Annotated in this window: 21 protein-coding genes; 10 read left to right on the forward strand and 11 right to left on the reverse strand. The window is 71.0% G+C overall.

Annotation, left to right across the window (positions count from 1 at the left end; translation table 11 throughout):
- Nucleotides 1-32: 32 nt before the first annotated feature.
- Genes AB0I11_RS18415 through AB0I11_RS18425 form a run of 3 tightly spaced genes read right to left on the reverse strand, consistent with a single transcriptional unit; the run spans nt 33 to nt 6,933 of the window.
- Nucleotides 33-4,073 (reverse strand): TIGR02680 family protein, encoded by a 4,041-nt coding sequence (locus tag AB0I11_RS18415; protein ID WP_357321323.1) that lies wholly within the window; start codon nt 4,071-4,073, stop codon nt 33-35.
- The gene (locus tag AB0I11_RS18420; protein WP_357321326.1) at nt 4,070-5,293 is read right to left on the reverse strand and encodes a TIGR02678 family protein; all 1,224 of its coding nucleotides are present in this window, start codon (nt 5,291-5,293) and stop codon (nt 4,070-4,072) included. The genes AB0I11_RS18415 and AB0I11_RS18420 overlap by 4 nt, the downstream gene beginning before the upstream one ends.
- On the reverse strand, nt 5,290-6,933 hold the full coding sequence (locus AB0I11_RS18425; RefSeq protein ID WP_357321329.1) for a TIGR02677 family protein: 1,644 nt from the start codon (nt 6,931-6,933) through the stop codon (nt 5,290-5,292). The genes AB0I11_RS18420 and AB0I11_RS18425 overlap by 4 nt, the downstream gene beginning before the upstream one ends.
- A 275-nt stretch (nt 6,934-7,208) precedes the next feature.
- On the opposite strand from AB0I11_RS18425, the gene AB0I11_RS18430 reads away from it, so the two are divergent.
- A complete protein-coding gene (locus AB0I11_RS18430) occupies nt 7,209-8,057 on the forward strand; it encodes a hypothetical protein (protein WP_357321332.1) in 849 nt (282 codons plus the stop codon).
- A 13-nt stretch (nt 8,058-8,070) separates the two neighbouring features.
- Here AB0I11_RS18430 and AB0I11_RS18435 read toward each other — a convergent pair whose 3' ends face one another.
- From AB0I11_RS18435 to AB0I11_RS18450, 4 genes are all read right to left on the reverse strand, one after another.
- Complete coding sequence (locus AB0I11_RS18435) at nt 8,071-8,961, reverse strand: hypothetical protein (RefSeq protein WP_357321335.1); 891 nt, start codon at nt 8,959-8,961, stop codon at nt 8,071-8,073.
- A gap of 39 nt (nt 8,962-9,000) precedes the next feature.
- A complete protein-coding gene (locus AB0I11_RS18440) occupies nt 9,001-10,062 on the reverse strand; it encodes a LacI family DNA-binding transcriptional regulator (protein ID WP_357321338.1) in 1,062 nt (353 codons plus the stop codon).
- 114 nt (nt 10,063-10,176) lie between these two features.
- A complete protein-coding gene (locus AB0I11_RS18445; protein WP_357321341.1) occupies nt 10,177-10,428 on the reverse strand; it encodes a hypothetical protein in 252 nt (83 codons plus the stop codon).
- Nucleotides 10,425-10,724: a DivIVA domain-containing protein gene (locus tag AB0I11_RS18450; RefSeq protein WP_357321344.1), complete on the reverse strand. Its 300-nt coding sequence runs from the start codon at nt 10,722-10,724 to the stop codon at nt 10,425-10,427. The genes AB0I11_RS18445 and AB0I11_RS18450 overlap by 4 nt, the downstream gene beginning before the upstream one ends.
- Before the next feature lie 264 nt (nt 10,725-10,988).
- On the opposite strand from AB0I11_RS18450, the gene AB0I11_RS18455 reads away from it, so the two are divergent.
- The 3 genes from AB0I11_RS18455 to AB0I11_RS18465 all read left to right on the forward strand — a co-directional run bounded on the left by AB0I11_RS18455 (nt 10,989) and on the right by AB0I11_RS18465 (nt 13,467).
- Nucleotides 10,989-11,879, forward strand: coding sequence for a helix-turn-helix transcriptional regulator (locus tag AB0I11_RS18455; protein ID WP_357321347.1), 891 nt, complete (start codon nt 10,989-10,991; stop codon nt 11,877-11,879).
- Nucleotides 11,872-12,087 (forward strand): DUF397 domain-containing protein, encoded by a 216-nt coding sequence (locus tag AB0I11_RS18460; RefSeq protein ID WP_357321349.1) that lies wholly within the window; start codon nt 11,872-11,874, stop codon nt 12,085-12,087. The genes AB0I11_RS18455 and AB0I11_RS18460 overlap by 8 nt, the downstream gene beginning before the upstream one ends.
- Before the next feature lie 192 nt (nt 12,088-12,279).
- Nucleotides 12,280-13,467, forward strand: coding sequence for a low temperature requirement protein A (locus AB0I11_RS18465; RefSeq protein WP_357321352.1), 1,188 nt, complete (start codon nt 12,280-12,282; stop codon nt 13,465-13,467).
- Nucleotides 13,468-13,470: 3 nt separating this feature from the next.
- On the opposite strand, the gene AB0I11_RS18470 is transcribed toward AB0I11_RS18465, so the two are convergent.
- Nucleotides 13,471-14,658, reverse strand: coding sequence for a low temperature requirement protein A (locus AB0I11_RS18470; protein WP_357321355.1), 1,188 nt, complete (start codon nt 14,656-14,658; stop codon nt 13,471-13,473).
- Nucleotides 14,659-14,779: 121 nt separating this feature from the next.
- Nucleotides 14,780-15,250: a UPF0158 family protein gene (locus AB0I11_RS18475; protein ID WP_357321358.1), complete on the reverse strand. Its 471-nt coding sequence runs from the start codon at nt 15,248-15,250 to the stop codon at nt 14,780-14,782.
- Nucleotides 15,251-15,420: 170 nt separating this feature from the next.
- Here AB0I11_RS18475 and AB0I11_RS18480 point away from each other — a divergent pair, with 170 nt between their 5' ends.
- The 6 genes from AB0I11_RS18480 (at nt 15,421) to AB0I11_RS18505 (ending at nt 17,960) form a co-directional block, all read left to right on the forward strand.
- Nucleotides 15,421-15,822 carry a YbaB/EbfC family nucleoid-associated protein gene (locus tag AB0I11_RS18480; protein WP_357321360.1) on the forward strand — a complete coding sequence of 134 codons (402 nt, stop codon included), beginning with the start codon at nt 15,421-15,423 and terminating at the stop codon, nt 15,820-15,822.
- Nucleotides 15,809-16,129, forward strand: a complete 321-nt coding sequence (locus tag AB0I11_RS18485) for a type VII secretion target (protein ID WP_357321363.1) — start codon at nt 15,809-15,811, stop codon at nt 16,127-16,129. The genes AB0I11_RS18480 and AB0I11_RS18485 overlap by 14 nt, the downstream gene beginning before the upstream one ends.
- Nucleotides 16,126-17,286, forward strand: coding sequence for a WXG100 family type VII secretion target (locus tag AB0I11_RS18490; RefSeq protein ID WP_357321366.1), 1,161 nt, complete (start codon nt 16,126-16,128; stop codon nt 17,284-17,286). Before AB0I11_RS18485 ends, AB0I11_RS18490 begins: the two co-directional genes overlap by 4 nt.
- A 3-nt stretch (nt 17,287-17,289) precedes the next feature.
- On the forward strand, nt 17,290-17,493 hold the full coding sequence (locus tag AB0I11_RS18495) for a DUF4926 domain-containing protein (protein ID WP_357321369.1): 204 nt from the start codon (nt 17,290-17,292) through the stop codon (nt 17,491-17,493).
- Nucleotides 17,494-17,594: 101 nt separating this feature from the next.
- The gene (locus AB0I11_RS18500; protein ID WP_357321372.1) at nt 17,595-17,777 is read left to right on the forward strand and encodes a hypothetical protein; all 183 of its coding nucleotides are present in this window, start codon (nt 17,595-17,597) and stop codon (nt 17,775-17,777) included.
- A 45-nt stretch (nt 17,778-17,822) separates the two neighbouring features.
- Nucleotides 17,823-17,960, forward strand: a complete 138-nt coding sequence (locus AB0I11_RS18505; protein ID WP_357321375.1) for a hypothetical protein — start codon at nt 17,823-17,825, stop codon at nt 17,958-17,960.
- 11 nt (nt 17,961-17,971) lie between these two features.
- Here AB0I11_RS18505 and AB0I11_RS18510 read toward each other — a convergent pair whose 3' ends face one another.
- On the reverse strand, nt 17,972-20,119 hold the full coding sequence (locus AB0I11_RS18510) for a UvrD-helicase domain-containing protein (RefSeq protein WP_357321378.1): 2,148 nt from the start codon (nt 20,117-20,119) through the stop codon (nt 17,972-17,974).
- Between the two features lie 28 nt (nt 20,120-20,147).
- Nucleotides 20,148-22,685: a DUF262 domain-containing protein gene (locus AB0I11_RS18515; RefSeq protein WP_357321381.1), complete on the reverse strand. Its 2,538-nt coding sequence runs from the start codon at nt 22,683-22,685 to the stop codon at nt 20,148-20,150.
- Between the last annotated feature and the right edge of the window lie 92 nt (nt 22,686-22,777).

Genomic DNA, 22,777 nt, shown 5'->3' on the forward strand with positions numbered 1-22,777 from the left:
CGCGAGCTCCGGGCGGTCGAATCGGGCAGCGGTCATGTCTCGTCATCGGCCACGACGTCGTGGCCGGTCCAGACGAAACGCGCGGTGGTGATCGCGTCGTCGCCGTCCTCGCTCCCGGCGATCAACTGGTGGATGGCGATGCCGTCGACCTCCGCGTACGTGCACCACTCCTGGTCGGAGGTGAGCAGCAGGTCGAGGTCCAGGGCGCTCAGCACGGCCATCAGCTGCCCACGGTTGGTCTGGTCGACGCCGACGAAGACCTCGTCGAGAAGGATCAGCCGGGGCGCCGAGGGCGCCCCACGGTAGTGCGCGCCAGCCGCCGCGAACAGCGGTAGATGCAACACGATGGCCTTCTCACCACCCGACTTGGCGCCGTGCTGTCGGCGGGTGACCGGCGACCAGTCGCCGGTGCCGGAGCGGATCTGCACGACAAAACGGTGCCACCGGCGGTAGTCGAGGGCCTCGCCCAGCTGCTGCTCCCACCCTTCGGTCGATCCCACGTTCCGAATGTCGTCGATGCGGGCGCGGAAGAAGTCGTGCAAGGTGGCACGCTGGGTCTCGGTCAGTCGCGCCGGATCCTGCAGCAGCAGGTCCCGGGCCTGCCGCAACCGGGCGTCAAGGTCGCTGTCGACCTCCCAGATCAGTCGGACGCCGAGACCGGACACGGTACGGACCTGCTCGAGCTGCGCGCTGACCTCGCGGACCAGATCGGCGGCCTGGCGGATGCGCTGCGCGACGTGCCGTCGGGTATCGCCAGTAAGGGTACGGTCGAAGAGCTGCCGCTCCTCCTCTGTCAAGTGAGCCCGCATCTCGTCGCGCTCGATGGTGAGTCGGTGCACCAGGGCCGTCGGTGTGGTCCGCAGGCCGTCGACGGTGGCGCTGACGACCTGCACGTCGCACTGCTCGTCGGGAATCATCGCCAGGTCCGCGTACCCGGCCAGCGAGGCGCTGATGACATGCAGTACGTTACCCAGCTCGCCCTCGTCCTGACGGAGGTGTCGAGGGCCGTGCGGGAGACCGCCGACCTCGTCGGCAATCTGCCGTGCGGCCTGCAACGTCGCGGTCACACCACCGACGCCGGACAGCTCGGCGGTGAGCCCCGCGTCGGTGCCGAGCAGGTCGACGAGGCGGGCCACACGGGCGACCGCGCTGTCGCGGACGCCGGTAGCTTCGTCGCGGTCCTGCTCGGCGCGTTCGGCGCGTGCGTTGAGCTCGTGCAGTTGCCCGATGAGGGCCTCGTGGCGCGGGCGCAGCCGGCGCAGCTCCTGTTTGAGTGCCTCCATGTGGGTGCGCAGCCGGTGCACCTCGTCGAGCACCGCCCGGTACTCGACACCGACGGTCCGCTCCACCGCGTCGAGGCGGGCCGCCAGACCCGCGGCGTTCTCCTCGGCGGTCTGAGCACGGGTGGCCGCTTCCTCGGCCAGTGTCATCGCTTGGGTGGCCGCCTCGCGGGCGTCGGCGAGTCGGGCGCCGGCGTGCTCCTCCCGGTCACGATCGGTCAACCACCCGTCCGCCGCCTGTCGAAGGGTCCGCAGGGCGTCGGTCAGCCGGACAAGCTCCACTGCTGCGGTGGGCAGACCGTGGCGGGAGCCGACGACGGTCAGCTCCCGCAACGCGCCGCGGACGATCTCATCGGCAGCGACGGCCTCGCGGCCGGCCTCCTCCAGCAAGTCCTGCGCCCCGGCGAGTTTCAGCTCGGCCCGGTCGACGTGTTCCGCGGCCGACACGACCGGGCGGTGATCCGGCCGGCCGGTCAGCTCCGCTCGGAGCGCCTCGCGCCGCTCGGCCAGCCGGCGCACCACCTCGGCCGACCTGGTCCGCTCGGCGTCGATCTCGGCGATCTGCTCAGTCAGCTCGGTCATCTCCCGCTGCCGGGCCCGCTCCCGGGCCGCCGCGCCGAGGAATTCCACGTCCGGCTTGCCAGCGCTGCCGTGCAGCGGGCCGAGCCGCCAACTGCCGTCCGCACCGACGGCTGCGACGTGGTAAGGGGCACCCGGCCCGAAGGCCACGCCGGCGAGCGCGGTGGCGACCAGCGGAGCCGGCACCGGCGCCCGCTCGTCAGGAGCGAGTACCGCCATTAGAGACTCGTGCGGCGCGGGCAACGCCGTGGCGGCCGCAAGGTACGTGTCGTGGCCACGGCGGTCCGAGGTCACCGATCCGTCCGGCCAGACCCAGGCGTCGAGGAGCCCGGACGCCTCGAGGGCGGCCTCCACTGCGGCCTGCACCCCGATCGGCACGTCAGCGCGCCAGTCCACCAGCCGCCACAGTGGGCCACCGGGTCGGTCGGTGCGGGGCGCCGTCCGCTGCCGCGGCGCCACCGGCTCGTGCGTCGCCGCCCGTGCCAGCGCGGCCAGCCTGACCGTCAGCGGTTCCCGTCGCCGGCCCAGCTCAGCGTCGCGGGCCCGCTCGTCGGCGTGCTCGGCGGCAAGTTGCTCTCGTACGGCGGCCGACAGGTCGCCGAGCACCGTGCTGAGCGCCATCTCGTCGCCGGCCAGCTCCGCGAGTTCCTCCGCCCGGCCGCTGACCGGTAGCACCAGGCAGCCCGATGCCCACCGTGCGATGGCGTCCCGCAGTCCGGATATCTCGTCCTCATACACCCGCCGGACGTGCCGCAGCGCGGCGGCGGCAGCCTCGTGCTCGACATGTCGCCGCTCCCGCCGGGCCTGCGCCTGATCGCGTGCGGCCACCGCGCGCTCGTGAGCGGCAAGCGCGTCGGTGACCGCAGCGATCTCGTCCTCGCGCCCTCGGATGATCCCGCGCAGTAGTTGACGGGCCCGTTCGGTGGTCTCGGCGGCGAGCGGTTCGACGAGGGCGGCCATCCCGGCGACCAGTGCCGCGGCGGTGGTGTCCCGCCACGATCTGGTGGTCTGCGCGGCGGTCATCGTCAAGTCGGCGGCAAGGCCTGCGGCCCGCTCACCGGCGCGCGCCGCCTCCGCACGCCGGCTCTCCGCCGCGGCGGCGGCATCCTTCGCGGTACGCAGCGCGGTCGCCGCCTCCCGCCGCAACTGGTCGAGCTGCTGCCCCTCGCGGTAGGCGTCGCTGTCGCGTAACCCGCCGATCCTCTCCTCGGTGACGGTCTGCTCGCGCTCGTTGTCGCTGATTGCCGTGCTCACCTGCGCCAGCTCGGCGGCGGCGGCCGAATGCTCCTGCCGGCGTTGGCGGGCGTCGCGGGTGACGTTGTCCAGCTTGGTGGTGGCCGCGATCAACTCGCCGGCGCCGCGCCGCAACGCCCGGCGCGCGTACCGCTGCTGGCGCTCGGCCAGCCGGCGCGCCGCGGCCACCTCCTCGTCGAGTCGAGCCAGACGCTCACGCCGCCGGTCCAGCTGCTCGAAACCCTCGGCGATCTCGGCAAGGTCGGCCGCGTCCAGCGGCGGTAGCGCCTTGGACAGAACTTCCGACAGAGCGTCGGGGTTCAGGTGCTCGGAAAGCTTCGGGGTGCGCAGTTGCAGCAGCGTCGCGATCAGCGCCTCGTACTGCGTCTCGCTGAGCCCGCGGAACAGCGTCTCCCGCAGCGCGCGCCGATATGATTCGGCGCCGGTATGCACAGCTCCGCGGTCGCCGAGTGCCTGCGCGAGATCCTGGCGGGTCAGCGGGACGTTGCCGTCCTTGACCAGGGACAGGCCACCGGTCTCACCCACCCGCAGCTGGCTGGTGAAGTAGGTGGCGTCGACGGTGCGGGTGTTGGTGGACGCGGCCAGCCGGGCGCCGCAGGTGAACCACCGCGCCCCCTCCTCGCTGTCGTGCCCGAACTCCAGCCAGACGTAGCCCACCCGCGTCGTGTGCGGGTAGCCGTCGCCCATGAGGTTCCAGTGCATGGTGCGTTCGGATCCACCGAACGTGGACAGCCGCGACGGTCGGAGGTTGGCGTCGAGCAGGTAGGGCAGCAGGAGTTCCAGTGCTTTGGATTTGCCGGTGCCGTTCGGCCCGCGCAGCAGCAACCGGCCGCGGTGGAAGGTGAAGACCTCGTCGTAGTAGCGCCAGACGTTGAGCACTCCGGCCCGGGTGGGCTGCCAGCGGTCGCTACGCAGCGCCCGGGTGGCGACGTCGCCGCCGGGCAGGTTCAGGACCGTCATCGGCGGCTCCTCGCTGGGTTCGAACTGACGACGGTGGGCGCGCCGACGGCGTACCGGGCGGCGGCGGGCAGTGCGCGCACGGCCCCGGCGACCCGGTCAACCAGGCCGAACCGACCGAGCAGTGCCAGTGCTTCGCCGGCCAGCCGCTGCAGCCCGCCGTCCGACCGGTAGGTACGCGCCCACTGCGGCACGGCCGCGAACCGGTCGGCGAGCTGACGGACGAGCTGCTCCTCGGGGACCGGATCGGGACGGGCGGCGAGGACGGTGTCGAGCAGCAACAGCGCCGCCTGTCCGGCGACGCTGCCTCCCGCCGGGAACTTCTCGTCGGTGGCCAGGGCATCCGGGTCGACGGCCAGCAGCCCTTCGGCGCGTTCCTCCAGCAGCATCCCCGCCTCGGCCACCGCCGTACGCAGCATCCGCCGTCCGGTGATGCTGGCCGCGTAGGCACGCTGCGCGTCGGACAGGTCGTCGAAGTAGACCACCGGATCGTCGAGGAGCCTGCGCACGATCGAGTGCCGCAGCCAACGGTTGCGCTGCTCGTCGGAGACGTCCGCGGCGGGATCGTCCGCACCGCCGTAGCGTGGCTCGTGCACCAACGCGGCCACATCGCCGTCGGGCAGCCGCGACGGCGCCTGCCGCGCGGCGAGCAGCCGGACCAGCCGACCGCTGTCGACCCGGTAGAGCACCTTGGCGTCGGCGTGCTGCAGGTAGCCGTCGGTGCTGCCGTCGACAGCGGTGAGCACGCCCAGCTCCTCCAGGACCAGCAGCGCGTCGACGTACGCCCGGCGGTCGTCGTACCGGGAGCTGTCGAACGCGGCGATGTCCGGTTCGACGGCGGACGCCTGGGCCAACCGTTCGGCCACGATGCCGATCGTGGTCACCGGGCCGGCAAGCACCTCGGCGGCCACCAGACAGAGCAACGTGTAGCGGCGGCGGTCGAACGGGCTCCGCGCGCCACGAGGGCGCCGGGCCGGGCGATCGACAGGTGGCCGCGGAGAGGTCTTCATCAGGCGGGCGTAGCCGGCACGGGGTTCGACGATCAACCGCCAGCCGGTGTGCGTGTCGAACCAGCTCACCAGATCGGCGCGGTGCCGCACGACCAGGGTGAAGTCGGCGGCCGCGGTGTCGCGGGTGAGCAGGGGACGGACCAACAGGGCCCGGATCGCCTGGGCGCGCTCGGCGGCCCGCTCACGGTCGAGCTCGCTGTGCAGCTGGCTCATGCCGACCGTCCATCGCATATCGCCAACCGGTTGTTGCCGCCCTCATCGGGCCGGCTGGCGTCGCCGTACGCGGTCACATGATCACAGTCACCGGGCCCGGACGCCATCCGGAGTCGGGGGCCAACGGTGGCCGGGGCCGGGTGGGGAGCGGCGGTCGCGCGGCCTGCCTCGCTGATCGAGACCAGCAGATCCGGCGCGGACAGCACGCCGTGTGGCGTCCGCAGGAGGGCTCGGCCGTTGCCGTCCGCGTCGGTGAGCGTCACCACCAGCCGACCGTCGGCCGTCGCCGCGCGACGCACTCCATCGCGTTCGGGGGCGGACAGGACCCGCGAGAGCAGCTCCAGCAGCCGCGCGAAGCTGCCCGGGTCGAGCCGCCCGAACGCCGACAGTCGCACCGGCCCGGGAGTGGCCAGCTGCCGCCATGCCCGCTCAAGCTCCGCCCGCTCCGCCACCACCCGCTCGCGGCGGAGCCGTCGCACATCGGCGGTGTCCCGAATCCGGGCGGTGCGGGCGACCTTGTCCACCTGCCCGGTGGTACGCAGCAACGGCGACACGGGCGCCGCAGGCGCGTGCCACCACGACGTGGTGGCCGGCACGCCCGTGGGATCGTCGAGCGCGAGGTGAGTGTGCCGGGCGGGCCACAACCCGAAGGCGGCAGACCACAACTCGTGGGCGGCCTCCTCCGACTCGCAGTTGGAGAACCAACGGGCCAGCGCACGGAAGTCGGCCGCAGTGCTGGAACCGCGGCGGCGGGTGTCGGCCAGCCGCTCGAGAGCCCGCATCAGGGCGACGATGGCGCGGCGGGCCACGTCAGCGAGCTGGTCGATGCGTGGGCGGGTGCCGTCGCCGGGCCGGAACCACGAGCACAGCCCGTCCCATCGCGCCGCACGCTGCTCGAGCCAACGCGGGGTGGGGTCGTCGCCACCGGGCAGGCTCGGCAGGTCGGCGCCGTGCAACGCGCGATGGTGCAGGACGGTGACGCCCCGCTGCTGGATGCGGAGCACCGCGTCGGCGATCGCCTGCCGGCGCCCGTCGAGGTTGGTGACGAATTCCGACAGGTAGGCGATCGTGGCGTGCTTGACCTCGGCGAACGTGGCAGGGTCCGCGCCCTCCTCGCGCAGCAGCCGCTGCAGCTGGCCGTTGAACTGCTTGGTGCTGGCCCGCAGACCCGCGAGGTGCCCCTCCAGTTCCATGAGCGCGGCGTACACCCGCCGGTCGGGCGTGGCGTCGGCAGCGAGCAGGTCGTGCAGCTCGCCAAGGCGGTCGAGGATGGCGTCGAGCACCGCCGTCTGCAGCGCTCCGGTCGACGACAGGTGCTGCACCGCGTGCAGAACGCCTTCGTAGGCGGCCTCACCCTTGCGGCTCAGCGAGTAGTGCAGGTTACGCCGCTCGTATTCTGCCGCCGAGGCGTAGTGGGCGGTGTGGTTCTGCGTGCGCTCGATGAGCCCGTACTTGTGCAGGGCCTCAAGGGTGTAGTCGAGCGAGCTGTCGGCAACCGGCTCGTACCAGCCGACGCCGGGCAACGCCGCGAGGATCTCGTCGAAGGTCAGTGCGGCGACCAGCCGTTCGTGGGCGTCACCGAAGACCTGCATGACGGCGGTGTGCAGCTCGGCCCGGTCGGTGGTCGTGAAGGCGAACATGTCCGCCGGAACCTGGCGGAACACCGGTCGAGAACGGGCGTCGTCCACCGCGTGCCCTCCCCTGCTCGTCGTACTGCCCGGTTCCCGCAGGTTACCGGTCGGCACCGACAGACCGCCGCCACGGCGACGTACGGTGCAGCAGGGTCGAACGCACCGCACCTTGTCGGCCTCGCGGGTGCGCGGATCTCGACGATCATTCGGCGGCGCCTCGTCAGCGTGGCCGGACGGGGCGGGGTCGGGTCCGCCCAGGGCAGGTGATCCGTCATGCTGTGCCCATGAGTGGTCCGGTGATCGCCGCCGGGCGCCGCCACTCGGTGGGGCTGCGCGCCGACGGCACCGTGGTCGCGGCCGGCGCCGGCACCTCGGGTGAGGGCCGGGTCGAGGGCTGGGCGCAGGTGGTCGCCGTGGCGGCGGGAAACGTGCACACGGCACCGAACACCGGGCGGTCGCACAGCGTCGGCCTGCGCGCGGACGGCCGCGTGCTGGCGACGGGCTGGAACGGCGACGGGCAGTGTGACGTCGCGTCCTGGCGGGACGTCACCCGGGTCGCCGCGGGCTGGCGCCGCACCCTGGGGCTGGTGGGTGACGGCACCGTGCTGGCCGTGGGACGGCCACACGAGGGCGCGTGCGACGTGAGCCGGTGGCGGGAGGTGATCGGGTTGGCCTGCGGCGACTGGCATTCGGTGGGCGTCCGGGCCGATGGGACCGCCGTCGCCGTGGGGAACAATCGGCGCGGTCAGTGCGCGGTGGACACCTGGCGGGACGTCACCGCCGTGGCCGCCGGCTACCTGCACACGGTCGGTCTCGGCGCCGACGGGCGGGTGTCCGCCGTCGGGGACGGTTCGACGGGCGCCTGCGGCGTCGACGGCTGGCGGGACGTCGTGGCGGTCGCGGCCGGGAGCTACCACACCGTGGGCGTCACCGCGGCCGGCCGGGTCCTGGCCGCCGGCGGCAACGACGCCGGGCAGTGCGACGTCGCGGGCTGGCGCGACATCGTCGCGGTGGCGGCCGGATCCACCCACACGCTCGGGCTACGCGCGGACGGGACGGTTGTCGCCACCGGCGACAACGCCCACGGCCAGTGCGACGTCGCCGACTGGCACGGGATCCGGTCGCCCCACTGACGACCGTCCGCTGCTATTCGACGAGCACCTTCACCGAGTCGGCCAGCCCGTCGTTGCGGTTGATGCCGACGAAGAATTCGCTCCCCACGTGGGTGACGTCCTCGATCTCGTCGGTCAGGTTGTTGCCCGGCACGCCGATGTCGCTCTCCACATCGCCGCCGGACCAGTTGTACTGGTAGATCCAGTTCCAGCCGGTGGCGGGCGTCGAGGTGTTGATGGACTTGGTGTTCCAGATGTAGTTCTCGGAGCAGTCGATGCCCTGGTCGGAGCGGTTGTCGTGGCTGGTCAGGTTGCTCTTCACCAGCGTCCAGCCGCTGGTGAGCGCACCGGCGCCGGGATGGGTCCACAGGCTGCCCAGGCGTCGGGCGGCGTACTTGCCGGCCCCGCCGGCGGCCGTCGCGCTGTAGCAGAAGCCGCTGATGTTGCCGATCGGCAGCCGCACCTCGCTGGCGGCGCCGATGGATCCGTCGGCGGCCAGGCGGACGATCGTGACCTTGTCGCTCAGATACGCCGACTGGCTGCCCTGGGTGGCGATCAGCGCCGGGCCCTGGCCCAGGTAGTTCGCGTTGTAGGCCAGGTCGTTACCGTGGCCGAGGGTGGGGATGGAGGTCGGCGCCCCGGCGCAGACCCAGCTGGCACCGTCCCAGGTGGAGCCGTCGCGCAGCCACCGGGACAGCACGGGCTCCGCGCCGGCCGCCTTGGTGAAGACGATGTAGAGCTGCCCGCCCGGCCCGGCCACCATGCCCTGCATGACGGTGCGGCCCGCCTTGCACGCGCTGCTGTTCGGGATGTTCAGCCGCTCCGCGCCGCTCCGGTCGGTGGCGGCGGAGGCGGACGCCGCCGGGGCGATGGCGACGCCCACGGCGAGTACGAGCACGGACGCGACGCTTGACAACTTCTTCACTGGGCGCTTCTCCTCCAGCGGTAAGGGGAGAGCAGCGTATCAGTCAATGGGAGCTTGTCTATTTGTGCCGTCAACGTCCCGAAGCGCCACCCTCGCGCCGCCCGCTCGGTCCGGCGTGCTGTCGCGCCTGATCAGGTCGACCGAAAACCGCTGCCGGTAACCGGCTGCCGGGGTGCCGTTCAGGAGCAGCCGGGCGGCCGCTGCCGCCATGTCCTCGACCGGCAGCCGCATGGTGGTCAACTGGGGGTTGGCGCACACCGCGGCGATGCTGTCGTCGAAGCCGATGATGCTCACATCGTCGGGGATCCGACGACCGGTGGCGGTGATCGCCTGCACGGCTCCGGCCGCCATCAGATCGTTCGCGACCAACATGGCGTCGATCTCCGGATCCTGGTCGAGGAGCCGCCGTGCGGCCTGGTAGCCGCCGTCGCGATGGAAGTCACCGTCCACGCTCACGTCCACCAGGCCGAGCTGGCGCACGGCCCGGCGGAAACCGGTACGCCGGTCGCTGGCGCAGGGGTTGACTGCGGGGCCGTGAATGGCGGCGATCCGTCGACGGCCCAGCCGGTGCAGTTCGTTGACGGCGGCGATCGCACCGTCGATGTTGTCGGCCTCCATCGCGGGCACCACCGCGGCGGTCGGCACCATCGACACGATCCGACGGCACCGCCGGTAGAACCGCGTCGCCAGGTCTGGCGTGGTGTCGGCAAGAACCGCCCCGAGCGTAGCGTTCGCCGCGATGGCCTCGATCGCTTCGGCGGCCCGCTCCCGGTCGATCGTGTGCAGCCGCAGTTGCGCGTTGACGCCTTCGAGCACCGGCATGAGGCCGGCCACGACCCGGCTGAAGTATGGATCGGTGCCCAACCATCCGATCGGGCGACCACAGGTCACCGCAACAACGTCGACGGCACGCTGACGACCCGAGGCCAGCGCACGGGCCACCTCGTTGGGCCGGTATCCCAGCTCGGCCACGGCCGCGTGGACGCGCGCCCGCACCAGGTCGGACGCGCCCGGCGCACCGTTGATCACGCGGGACGCCGACGCGCGGGACACCCCTGCGGCGCGTGCGACGTCCTCGATAGTCGGCTTGACCTTGTTCATCGCAGCCCCCGCTCTCCGGCACGTGCGCTTGAGTGCCGAGATGCTGAACGATAGGGCAGAGAGCGCTCTCAGGTGAAGCGCTCCCACGCGGATGAGCGGGTGGGGCACGAGACGTCAGCGGCGTAGCCGGCGGGCGCACGGGCCGTCGTGGCCGGTGCGGAGCAGGCAGCGCCGGCCGCCGGGCATCAGGGCGTCGCAGAAGACCCAGTGGCGTACGTTCTGGTCGTCCTCCGCGGAGACGGTGGTACCGCCCGGTTCGGTGCAGGGCAGCACGAGCAGCCAACGGCCGACCACCCGGGCCAGGCGCTGCGCGGCGGGCAGGTCGGTGGCGACGATCGGCAGGTGGATGACGTACCGCTGGCTCACCGCTGGTGTCCCTGGGCGTCGCGGGCGCGGGCCTGGTCGGACTGCCAGCGGCGCAACGCGTCCTTGATGACGGCCGTCTCCCGGCGGCTGTCGGCCAGCGCGGCGTGGGCGGCGGCCAGGTCGCCGGCCACCCGGTCGAGGAAGGCATAGACCTCGCCGGGGTCGAGGCCCCGGCGCCCGAGCCCGACCGGCGGGAAGCGGCGCTCACGCACCTGCCACGGCAGCAGACTGGGGTACGCGCCGGAGCGGTAGGTCGCTCCGCTCCCCCGGGCCGGTCGCTGGTTGCGGACCATCATGCCGCTGGCCTTCCTCTCCGTCGGATGTGGATGGGTGGGGCCGCCCGCCCTCCCCGCACGCGCGGACCCACCCGGCCCTGCCACCGCAGCTCATCAGCGGTACGGCAGCACGGCTCCTGTAGTCAGCTTGTGACACTGAGCGCCCTCCATGCAACGTTCCACTGCGGATTTCTTGCTTGGTGCATTGACTTTCTTTACAGCAACGTGTAGAGGTTGCAGGGCGACGTTACGCAGTGTCGCAGGACGGAATCAGGGAGTGTTCGGGTGGCCGAGGACATCGGATCGACCGTGCCGCGCCGGCAGCTCGGCCGGCTGCTGCGCCAGTACCGCACCGAGGCCGGCGTGACGCTCGACGCCGCCGCCGAGGCGCTGGAATACAGCCGACAGAAGATCTGGCGCATCGAGTGCGGCCTGGGCGCGGTCCGGGTGCTCGACGTCAAGGCCATGTGCGAGCTGTACGGGGTCTCGGCGGAGCTGACCGAGGTGATGAAAGGGCTGGCCACCGAGACCAAGTCGAAGGGCTGGTGGCACGCGTACGGGGACGCCGTGCCGAGCTGGTTCGAGCTGTACGTCGGCCTGGAATCCGCCGCCGCAGCCCTTCGTCAGTATCAGGAGACGGTCATCCCGGGGCTGCTCCAGACCCGCGAGTACATTCGGGCGCTGGCACGCATCGACCAGCCCGCGGCGACCGACGAGGAGCGCGAGCATGCCGTTCAGGTGCGTCTCCAACGGCAGAACCTGCTCAGCCGCCGACTGCCCCAGCCACCTCGCTTGGACGCGGTCATCTCGGAGGCCGTGCTGCGGCGTCGAGTCGGCGCGGGTCCCATCATGGTCGGGCAGCTCACCGGCCTCCTCGAAGCTTCCGAGCGGCCCAACGTGTCGGTTCGGGTCGTGCCGCTCGCCGCTGGGCCGCACCTCGGCGCCGTCGCGGGCTCCTTCGTCATCTTGGACTTCCCCGCCACGAAGGGCGGCCGGGCGGCACCAGAACCGTCGGTGGTCTACAGCGAATCGCTCACCGGCGCGCTCTACCTCGACAAGCCTGCGGAGCTGCGGGCCTACGAGGAGGCGTTTGCGAGCGTCGCTCAGTTGGCGCAGAGTGAGGCAGAATCGAGGGACACGATCAAGGGCATCATCGGGGAGCTGCGGCATGACTGACCTGACCGGCGCCGTCTGGCGCAAGAGCACCCGCAGCGGCGGCAACGGTGGCGAGTGCGTCGAGGTCGCCACCAACCTCCCCGGCGTCGTCGCCGTTCGCGACTCCAAGGACCGGGTTGGGCCGGTGCTTGCCTTCCCCGCTGCCGCCTGGGCCGCGTTCACGGTTGCGGCGGGTACCGGCCACCTCGCCGGACGGCCGCTCGCCTGACGTCGGCACAGTCGAACATCCGCGCTGAGCGGCCTGATCCTCGGCTGCTGATCGCCACGACGGGCCCGGAGCCCTGCCCCGTCCCGCTTCGGTCGTTTCGACCCGCCGCCGACCCCGCTTTTGTAGGTTGGCGGGGAGCGCCAGGCTGCCCGCGCCTCCGCTCCCCGGTGCGGCGTGCCAGAGGAGGCCGAGGTGGTGACGTCCAGTCCGCTACCCCGGATCCTTCGCCGGCGCGGCGAGCCCGACTATCCAACGTTCCTGGAGCTCTTCTTCGATCTGGTCTACATCTTCATGCTCTCCCGGCTCTCGGCGGGGCTGGCCGAGGACCTCACCGTCCGAGGCGCCGCTCAGACCGCCGTCCTGTTGATGGCCGCCTGGTGGGTCTGGGTACTGACCGCGTGGCTCACCGACCTGTTCAACCCCCGGCTGTCGATCATCCAGGCCACCGTCCTGGCGGTCATGTTCGGCACCCTGCTGATGGCGATCGCGGTGCCGCGCGCCTTCGGCGACTACGGCTGGCTTCTCGTCGGGGCGTACTTCGGCATCCATCTCGTCCGGGACGCCGTCCTCATCCCGGGTACCCGGGTGAACCGCCAGATCCAGGCCAGGAGCATCCGGGTCTTCTTCTGGTTCGGCGTCACGGCGGTGCCGTGGGTGGCCGGGGTGTTCGTGCACGGAACGGCCCGGCTGCTGCTCTGGGCGGTCGCGGTGGCGGTCGACCTCGGGTCGGCCCGGATCGGCTGGCCGACGCCGAAGCTCGGCCGCACCGAACTGGCCAGCCAGATCTTCACCGGCCCCCACCTGTCCGAGCGGCACCGCGAAATCTTCCTGATTTCCCTCGGCGAGCTGATCCTGAGCGCCGGCATGGGGCTGGCCGGCAGCGGCTTCCAGGCCGGCCGGGTGGCCGCGAGCGCCGTCGGGTTCGCCAGTGCGGTCCTGCTTTTCCAGCTCTACTTTCACCGGGTGCGGCAGTTCCTGTCACCGCCCGCCGTCACGGTGGTGGAGCGGGTTCAGCCCGGCACTTCCACCTCGTACAGCCATTTGGTGATGGTGGCCGGGGTGCTGGTGGTGTCGACCAGCGTCTCGCTGGTCGTCGACCGGCCGTTCGACGCGGCACCAGCCGCCTGGGTCGCCGCCATCCTCGGCGGCCCGGCCCTGTTCCTGCTCGGGAGTTGCCTGTTCGACGCCGTGCTGACCGGCCGGGTCCTCTGGTCCCGGGCGCTGGGGATCGTGGTGCTGTGCGCCATCGCGCCCGTGATGGCGCTGCTTCCGCCCCTGGCCATCCTGATCGTGGCGAATCTGATCCTGCTGCTCATCCTGGTCTGGGAGACGCTGCCCGCACACGCGCGGCTGGCCCGGGCCGCCGTGCCGACCGGGTGAGGGTCACTCGAGCGCCGGTGGCATCGGCGTACGGGCGTGCAGGTGGGTGCTCACCAGGTTCGCCGCAGCGATCAGAGCCAGGATGGTCATGGCGAGTAGCGCGACCACGACCGGCGGCAGCAAATCCGCAACCGGTGCCACGCCAGCCAGCAGGACCAGCCCGGCCAGCCGGGACCGGGAGATCCGACCGAACACCGTGTAGTCCAGCACTCCGCGACCGACCAGGAACATCGCCGGTCCGCCGAGGGTGACGGCAGCCCAGGCGGGCGGGGTCTCGCCAAGGGGACGCATCACGACGAGCCGGCTGGTGACCGCCATGCCGCCGATGCCGGCCACCATGATCAGATGGGTCACCGCGGCGGACTGGGTGAGCAGCGCCGGGTTCGTCGACCGCGCGATGGCGTCGGTCAGCAACTCGCCGGCGCGGTAGATGTAGATCCGCCAGGCCAGCACCACGATCGTGAACATCACCAGCAGCGCCCAGGCCCGGTCGATCGTGTACTCGCTCAGGCTGAAGGTCGTCCCGGTCACGAAGAGGGCCGCGCCGAGCGCGACGATGACGAACTGCCGGTACCGCTCGGCCACCCGCTCGCCGACCAGCTGCCACTCCTGCGGCTGTGACCGCCCCAGCCTCGGCGCCGGCCAGCCGAGCGAGGCGGCGACGTACTCCACGGCGATCGTCACCGCCCAGATCATCAGGCGGGCAGGGCCGGCAGCCAGCCCGCCACCGATCCAGCCGACCGCGGCGATGGCGTACCAGAAGACGATTCGGCCGCTGCGGCGCGGCTCGGACGCATCCCGCAGGAGCAGAAGATAGTAGATGCTCGACCCGAGGTGGACGGCCAGGTAGGTGCCCGCGAAGAGCAGGCCGCGCCCGCCGTACGCGTCCGGCGCCGCGGCGGCCAGCAGCAGGCTGGCGGCCGCCACCCCGATGAACTGCACCTGGACCGCGGGCCGGGCCAGGTCGAGGGTGTCGGCAGCCCACGTGGTCAGCGCCCAGACCAGGGTGAACGCGAGCAGCAGGACCAGCGTCTCCGCGACGCCGGTCCAGCTCAGATCGGCGGCGAGCGTCTTGACCAGGGAAACCAGCGCGAATACGTAGACCAGGTCGAAGAAGAGTTCCAGGAACGCCGGCCGCCCCGGGGGCCGCTGCACCGGGGCCGCCGCACCGGCACCGCCTTCCGTTACCATCGGCCTCCTCCGGGACCGTCGCACCGTCCTCGCCAGACGACATTACGGGCACCGGTACGGCGACAGCCGCACATCTCCTGCATGCCCCGCCATAGCGGGACCTTTCAGATCACGGCCTGAGTCACGGCACCGGCGGATCCGGGTGTTCGGCCCGGGCACCCTCCGCTGCTTCCTCGGCGATGAGGCGGTTGTCCGCCAGGAAGTCGATCGCACGCCGCAGCGCCCGAGCCTGGTGAAAGCCCTGCCAGACCGAAACGAGGTGCGGGTACTCCTCGTACAGCTCATTCCGGAACCGCCGGAAGGCGCCCCTGCCCTCGATCGCTCGGCGCAGCCTGCGGCCTGCCCGCTCGTCGCCGAGTCGATCGGCGAAGTCGGCCATGTCCCCGTGCCAGACATGGGACGGCACCGGATCGATGGGCACCAGGTCGAGTTCCTCGAGGTCGACGGGCGTCTGACCGTCGATACCCCCATCGACAGTCCAGAGCAGCACCTCTGCGGTGGCCGGGTCGATCAACCACCGATGCTCGTACGCGCTCTGGTCCTCCAGCGCAGTGGCAATCGCCTCGAGATCGAAGTCGTCTGGATCGCGCACCCGTCCCGCCTCGCCAGTGGTATGCCCTTCCCGGGCCATCGAGGATACGCCGCGCTCTCGGCGACCGGCCGACGTGCTGCCGGGCACGAAACTGGTACACCACGCAGAGCCACCGGTTGGTAACGTGGCGACGACATTCGCCGATCGGTGGCCTCTGGGGAGGGTGGCGCATGTGGTCGGACGAGGCTGCGCTGGACGCGGCGGCACGCCGGCTCGACGACTGGGAGTCGTCGATCAACGAGCGCGCGGCACAGGCCAAGGTGCTGTCGGCGCAGGTCCAGCAGCTGACCGGGACGGCGCAGAGCCCGGATCGGGCAGTGGAGGTGACAGTCGATTCCTCCAGCATGCTGGTCGGTCTGCGGCTGGACGAACGAACCCGCCGGCACGCCGCGGCGCAGACCGCCCAGCAGATCCTGGCGACCACCCGGGCCGCGCACGCCGACCTGCTGCGGCAGGTAACCGAGGCGACCACCCGGGCCCTCGGTGGCGACGATCCGACCGCCACCGCCGTCGTCGACTCGTACCGCCGCCGGCTGGACCCGGACCAGGGCGCGCCGGATGCCCACCGGTGACGGCATCCAGGTCGACCCCGACGACCTGACCCACCACGCCGGACGTCTCGACCGCAGCGCCGACAGCCTCGACACCGCCCGACAGGCCGGACAGCATGTCCGGCTGGGAGCTGACGCGTACGGGCAGCTGTGCGCCGTCATGCCGATGCTGCTCGACGGGCTGCAGCGCACCGTCGTGGACGGCATCGACGGTGCCGCCCGCTCGATCCGCGACACGGCCGGGAAGCTGCGCACCAGCGCCGACCGCTACCGGGCAACCGACACTCACGCCGAGCGGCTGCTCCGGCAGGCACGGGACGGCCGGTGACCGCAAACCCGCTCGTCGCCAACCCCGCCGACGACCCGCCGAGCGCGTGGGCTGGCCTCTGGATCTGCGAGGACATCGAACTCATCGCCCAGGGGGTGCACAACGGCAGCTGGATCGACGGCAGCCTCGGCGTGGTCAGCGCCGGCCTGGACGCCCTCGCGTTCGTCTCCGACCCGGTCAGTGCGCTGCTCCAGTACGGCATCGCCTGGCTCATCGAGCACGTCAAGCCGCTCAGCGAAGCACTGGACTGGCTCGCCGGCGACCCGGCCCAGATCACCGCCCACGCACAAACCTGGCGCAACGTCGCCGCCTCGCTCCGCGACGAGGCCGCCACGCTGTCGCGCGCCGTCCGCGCCGACGTGGCCGGGTGGGGCGGCACCGCCGGCCCCGCCTACCGGCGGTGGGCGAACGAGCAGCAGCAGGCCATCATGGGGCTCGCCCGGGGCGCCGACACCCTCGCCGCCGTCACCGAGGGCGCCGCCGCGCTGGTCGCCGCCGTCCGGCTGCTCGTCCGCGACGCCGTCGCCGCCTGCGTCTCCCGCCTGATCGTGTACGCGGGCGAACTCGTCCTCACCGCCGGGCTGGCCACGCCCCTGGTCGTCGAGCAGGTCACCACGACGGTGGCGGCGTGGGCCGCCCGGATCGCGCGACTGCTGCGCGGGCTGCTGGCGAGCCTGCGGCGGCTGATGCCGGAGATCCGCCGACTCGGCGACCTGATCGAGAAGCTGAAGCAGGCGCTGACGCGGTTGCACCGGCAAGCACCCGAGCCCTCGTCGTCGCGCGGCACAGAACCACCGCAGGTCCCGCGTGATCCGAACGCGCCCGATTTCAGCAACCCTGACATCGACTCTCGGAAGATCACGGCGTACGCCATGAACCCCGAGCATCCCGTGGGCAAGAACAAGTACCGCGTCATCAATGCCGCCACCGGCCTCGGGCCGGACGACGCCGCCACGATCGAGCAGCAGATCCGCGAGGGCGTGCGACAGGGTTCGCCGCTCCTCGGCAAGGCCGACCAGTACGGCCAGCGCTGGTCGGTCGACGTGCCGCTGACCGGACCCGCTGGAACTATCATGGTCCGTACCGCGTGGATGCTCGAAGAAGGTGCCGCCACTCCCCGCCTGGTCACTATCTCCTTCCCACCGAAACAAGGATGACCGTTGGACCTGTACGACCTGGTCGAACTCCGAGAGGCCTTGCCAGAGGAAAACCTCCCTGCGGGGGCGGTCGGCACCATCGTGCACGTGTTCCACCGCCCGGAACTCGCCTACGAAATCGAGTTCACCGACGAGGACGGTCGTACGCTCAGCAGCGTTGCCCTGACCCCCGACAGAATCCGTCGCGTCTGGACTGATCGCTCGTGACAAAGTCTCTGCCAGCACGGGCTGGTGAGTGATCGGATTGGATCGGGCCGCCATGGGAATGATGGTCGTCGCCCGTCGGATCCTGGAACTCCCCGGACGAGGTGCGATACGAGTTCGGGTTCGAGGATCGATTCGACCGGGTGCTGACCATCGATTCACGCACCCTTGAAGCGCGAGTCGAGGACGGCGACTTCAACGCCGCAGCGAGCGCCATCACCGCAAAGATCGTCAACGCATGGCGCTTCGCTGGAGGCTTCCCCGAGCGAATGATGTTTGCAAGTTAGGGAACGCAGACAACCGACCGAGGCGAGTCGATCTGGACCGCCCTCATGTTCGGCGAGGACACCGGCCCACCGCACGTGGACTTCTACACGCTCGCCCACCGGCTGCGCTCCGAGTACGAGAACATCGACGACGAGGCGCTATGGCAGAAGGAGGGCGAACGCCGCTACGCCGCCGCACGCTAATCGCACCTGCGTCAGCGCGCGTTGGCGAACGCCAGGAACGGGCTTGGCTGCGCGCTCCAGGACACGTGCAGCGCCTCCCGTGCCCGCGTACTCGCCACGAACAGCAGGCACCGCTCCCGGAGCAGGTCGCTCTCATGCTGCATCGGATCCACTTCGGCCGGCGTGACCTCCTTGGCGAACGGCACCGACCGCGCCGTGACACCGACCACGGCCACGCACCGGAACTCCAGCCCCTTCATCGCGTGCATCGTGGCGAGCCGCACCCCGTCGACGTCCGCGCCCGGCTGGTCCCGCACCCGCACAGCCGGGATCCCAGCCGCAGCCAACGCCTCCTGCACGGCGCTCAGAGTGGTGTTGAACCGGGCGCACACCGCGATCTCGCTCGCCGCCACGCCCTGCTCCCGCCACTCCCCCACCCGCTTCACGAGCGCCGCGATCTCGGCCTGGCTCGTCGGGTACCCGGCGGCGTGCGGCCGCTTGCCGTGCAGCAGTGACCGGTAGCCGGCGAGGCTGTCGTCGCCGTCGCCGCCGAGGTCCTCGATCCGCGTCCCGACCAGCACTCCGGTGGACCAGGACAGGATCTCCTCGGTGCTGCGGTAGTTGACCCGCAGCCGGCTGCTGCGCCCGGCGACGGCGATGCCGAGGGCGTTCAACGAGACGCGGGAGTCGTAGATCCGCTGGTGCGGGTCGCCGGTGATGAAGAGGTCATCGGGGCCGGGCGCCACCGCGGCCCGTAGCACCCGCCACTGCGCGGGATGCAGGTCCTGCGCCTCGTCGACCACGACGTGGTCGTACCCGTGCTCGGTGCGGTCGGCGAATTCGAGCAACTGTGCCGCCCGCGCGCAGATCTGCAGGTGGGTGGCGGTGCCGGCGGCCGAAAGCTCCTTCTGGAACATGTCCACGGCGTCCCACACCCGGTCGCGCTGCCGCGGGCCGAGCGCCGACCCTCTCCCCCGCCGGCTGGCCGCGCGGTACTCCTCCGGGCTCTGCACGTTGTGGGCGAGGATCACGTGCCGGAACTCCTGGGCGAGGAACTGCTCGGTCCAGGGCAGGTTCAGCCTGCGGCACACCCGCCGCCAGACCTGCCGCTCGTCCACGTCGCCGATCGGGGTCGGCACGCGCCCAGCGAGGGCCCGCACGGTGCGGTGCGCGAAGGCGTTCACCGTGGTGACCTCGACCCGCGCCAGCCGCTCCTCGTCGTCGAGGAGCAGCGCGAGGTTCTCCCGCAAGGTTGCGGCCAGGGCATTGGTGTACGTGGTGAGCAGCACCCGGCTGTCGGGCGTACGCGATAGCAGGTGCTTGACCCGGTGCAGCGCCACCACGGTCTTCCCGGTGCCAGGCCCACCCGTCACCTGGGCCGGCCCGTGGTAGGAGACCCGATACGCGACCCGCCGCTGCGACGGGTGCAGGAACACCCGCCAGGCGGCGAAGGGCTTGTCGAGGATCTCGGCGAGCTCATCCGGCCGGGTCACCAGGGTGATGCGGTTGGCGGTGTTGGCGATGGCCACGGCCAGGCTCTCGCTCGGCTCCGGCGTCGCGTCCACCGGACGGCGCTCGGCGACGAGGTCGCGGTAGACCTCGTCCGGCGAGAAGCCTTCGGCGAGGTACTGCAGCACCTCGAACTGGTCCTCGGGCAGCAGCGTGCCGAACGCCTCCAGCTGGCGCTTGTCGGTGATCGTCCGTACCGCCCGCAGCACCTGATCGTCGATGCCGAGGTGCCGCAGTGCCGTGTCGGAGTGGCGGGCGAACAGCAGGCTCGGCGCCTCCGCAGCCGCCTTCTCCAGCGCCGGGGTGAGCTGCTCAATGGCGACGACATTGCGGACCTCCAGCGCCCGGGTCGCCGTGTTGACCGTGTAGAGCCGCTTCGCGGCCCAGGTGTACGCGTCGTCGTGCGGCACGACGTTGAGCAGCAGGAAGGTGTCGCTGCCGTCGTCGGGCGCCAGCACCACGCCGCGCCAGAAGTCCGTGATCCGGATGGTCCGCATCCGGAGGTCCCGCGCGTTGTTCACCGACTCCAGATGCAGGCCCTTGTCGGCGTGCAGCTCGGCGATGCTGAGCCGCTGGAACTTGTCCATCGCCTTGCGCACGCCGGCCTTGATTGGCTTCTCCAGGACGTCGTAGCTCTGCCAGAAGCTGTTGGCCAGTGCGAGCTGAGGCACGTGGTGACCTTCCGGATGGGATGAGGGGCTATACCGTGGCGAGGGTGTCCTCGTCGGGTGCATGTGCCTGGTCGTAGAACCAGGCCAGGTGGTCGAGGAGCGCCTCCCTGTCGTCCGCGTCGGCAAGGACTGTCAGCGGGAAACCGGGCCGCAGGGCAATCTTCGCAGGCGCGATGTCGACATCCCGCAGCTGGTTGAGCCGCTGCCGCAGTTCCTCCCGCAGGGCGACGTCGGTGAACGGCGTACGCACGCTCAGGTGCTGGAAGACCACCTCGAACTTGCCACTCGGATAGATCACCGCCGGCCAGATGCTGCCGAGCACATGCTCCCTGCGGCGGGCCATGAGGAAGCAGGAGGTCTCCCCGCCGGTGCCATAGGACAGCGTGCCGCCCAACGTGGTCCATGCTTCGAGCAGGACGAATGTGGCCGTGGCGACCGTCGGGCCCTGTCGGGCCGTGAGCTGCTCGATGAACCTCTCGGCGTAGGTGCCGGCCTTGCCTGCCCGCTGTCGCGGCACCCGCTCCGGCACCTCCTCTGGCGTCAGGCCGGCGAGCTGCGCCAACTCCTCGGTGCTGATCCGTTGGGCCTGGTCCGCCCGCCCTTGCTCGTCGAACTTGACGCCCTCGGCGATCAGCAGGTCGCGCGGGTCGTCCTTCCGGTCGGGTTCGAGCCAGCGGAAGCCGGGCGCGATCTTGCCATCGACCTGCAGAACGCGGTGGGCGTTCGGCACCGGGTGGTTGGCGAGTCGGACGCCGAGCGGCATCGCCGCGGTGCCGATGAGGGCGGCCAGGTCGCCGTACGTGGTCCAGGAGCCTGCGGGCAGCTCGGCCAGTGCCTTGGTCATGATGTCCCACGGCACCTCGGATTGGTTGCCGGCCTGTTCCGTGGGGCCGGGCCAGGTGGCGAGAATCCGGTCGGCGAGGGAATCGGCCCGGGCGTAGATCTCCGGACGTCCCCACCGGTCCCGCGACGTGATCTCCCGGCTCAGCCGGACACCGCTCTTCTCCAGTCTGGCGCGCTTCGCCGCGAACGGCTTGTTGCCCAACTCCGGGTTGTAACCGGTGAGGGTAAGGTTACCCAGGGTGTGCAGCAGCGATTCGTGCAACTCATCGAGGTTTTCGTCCGGCCCGAGGTCGGCGGCGAGCATCTGCCTCCACTCGTCGGTGAGCGTCTGCGGCAGCACATGCTCGATGGTCGCCTTCTCCAGGGACACCGGCTCCTTGCTGTCATACGACTGCTCAAGCCACCGCAGGACCAGGGTGCGTTGGGATGCCCGGCCGTGGAGGTAGAACGGGGTGGACCGCACCGCGGAGCGCACGGCGGCGTCGGTGGCGTAGTGCTTGCGCCCGGTGGACAGGTAGGCCCGGACCGCCTCGTCCACCGGCAGTTCCGTGCTCATTTCGGTGACGACGGAGAGCAGGATGCGGTTGATGTTCATCGTGCTCCGCCCGATCACCAGGCGGCGGACGAAGAAGCTCTCCACGTACAGCATCGCCTGGGCGACCTGCTCGGACGTGGCCGTGCCGCGCTGACGGCGGTCGAGCAGGTGCAGAGCCAGCGGGTAGACGGTGGTGGTGCCCCAGGCGCTGAGCCGCTCCAGCCGCTGTCGCACGCCCGGGTCGTTCTCCTCGTCGGGGTGGAGGATGACCCGCAGCAGCGCGCCGAGGCGGGCGAAGCGCCGCACCTCCGCCTCGATCTCGTCCTCCGCGCGAAGCGCCTCGAGGCGCGTCTGCTGGCTCGCGTAGATGTCGGTCTGTTTGACGCGCGGATCGCGGTGGACCAGGTCGAGCCAGAAGAGCAGTTCAAGCTCCGCTGGTGCGAGCTGTTCTTGAAGCGGCCGCCAGAGGACGTCATACACGGTCGACCCCTGGGTGGGCAGCCGCATGAAGAGGTAGTTGCGCAGCAGGTCGGCCTGGGTGAGCTTGAGCCCGGTGTTGTTGAGCGACTCGAAGATCCGGTAGACGTTGTCTCCGGGTTGAGCGGTGACGGCCACCAGCCCCAGACCGGTGATGACCGCGCTTTCGATCCGTGCGATGTCCAGCGGGTTCTCCGGGTCGTCGACGGCCAGCGCGTCGACGAAGAACCGGTACGCCACACTCACCGCGTCGGTGGAGTCGGCCTTCATCGTCGACTTCACGCAGCCGACGTACGCGTCCCGGTCGTGCTGGGTGGGGACGAGTTTCAGCCAGCGTTCTTCCTCGAAGGGGTTGGTCAGATACTGGTGGTCGAGCCGGACGCGATGGTTGGCTCCCTCGTGTTTGGCGCGGTGATCGCGGATCGCGCAGAGCAGGATGGACAGGCTGGTAAGCCGCTGCTGCCCGTCCACCACCAGATATTCTGCGACGCCCGCCGGGCTGATCTTCGGGCTGGGCGCGAGCACGAGAGAGCCGATGAAGTGCGTGGCGGTGGGATTGTCCACCCGGTCCTCGGCGAGCTTGCGCACGTCGTCCCAGAGTCGCGCGAGCTGGATCTTGCTCCACGAGTAGGTGCGCTGATAGAGCGGCACCTGGTATTGCTTCGCGCCCTCCAGCAAGCGTTGCAGAGTGGTTTCTTCCGCCGCGACCATGCCCGAACCCCGTCCCTGATGGACCCGCACTTGAACGGGCAACACAACCAGACCACGGATAGCGGGAGCAACCTGGGAAGGGCGGAGAGGGA

Origin of the sequence: Micromonospora sp. NPDC050495 (genome assembly GCF_040655175.1) — a bacterium.
Classification (GTDB): Bacteria; Actinomycetota; Actinomycetes; order Mycobacteriales; family Micromonosporaceae; genus Micromonospora.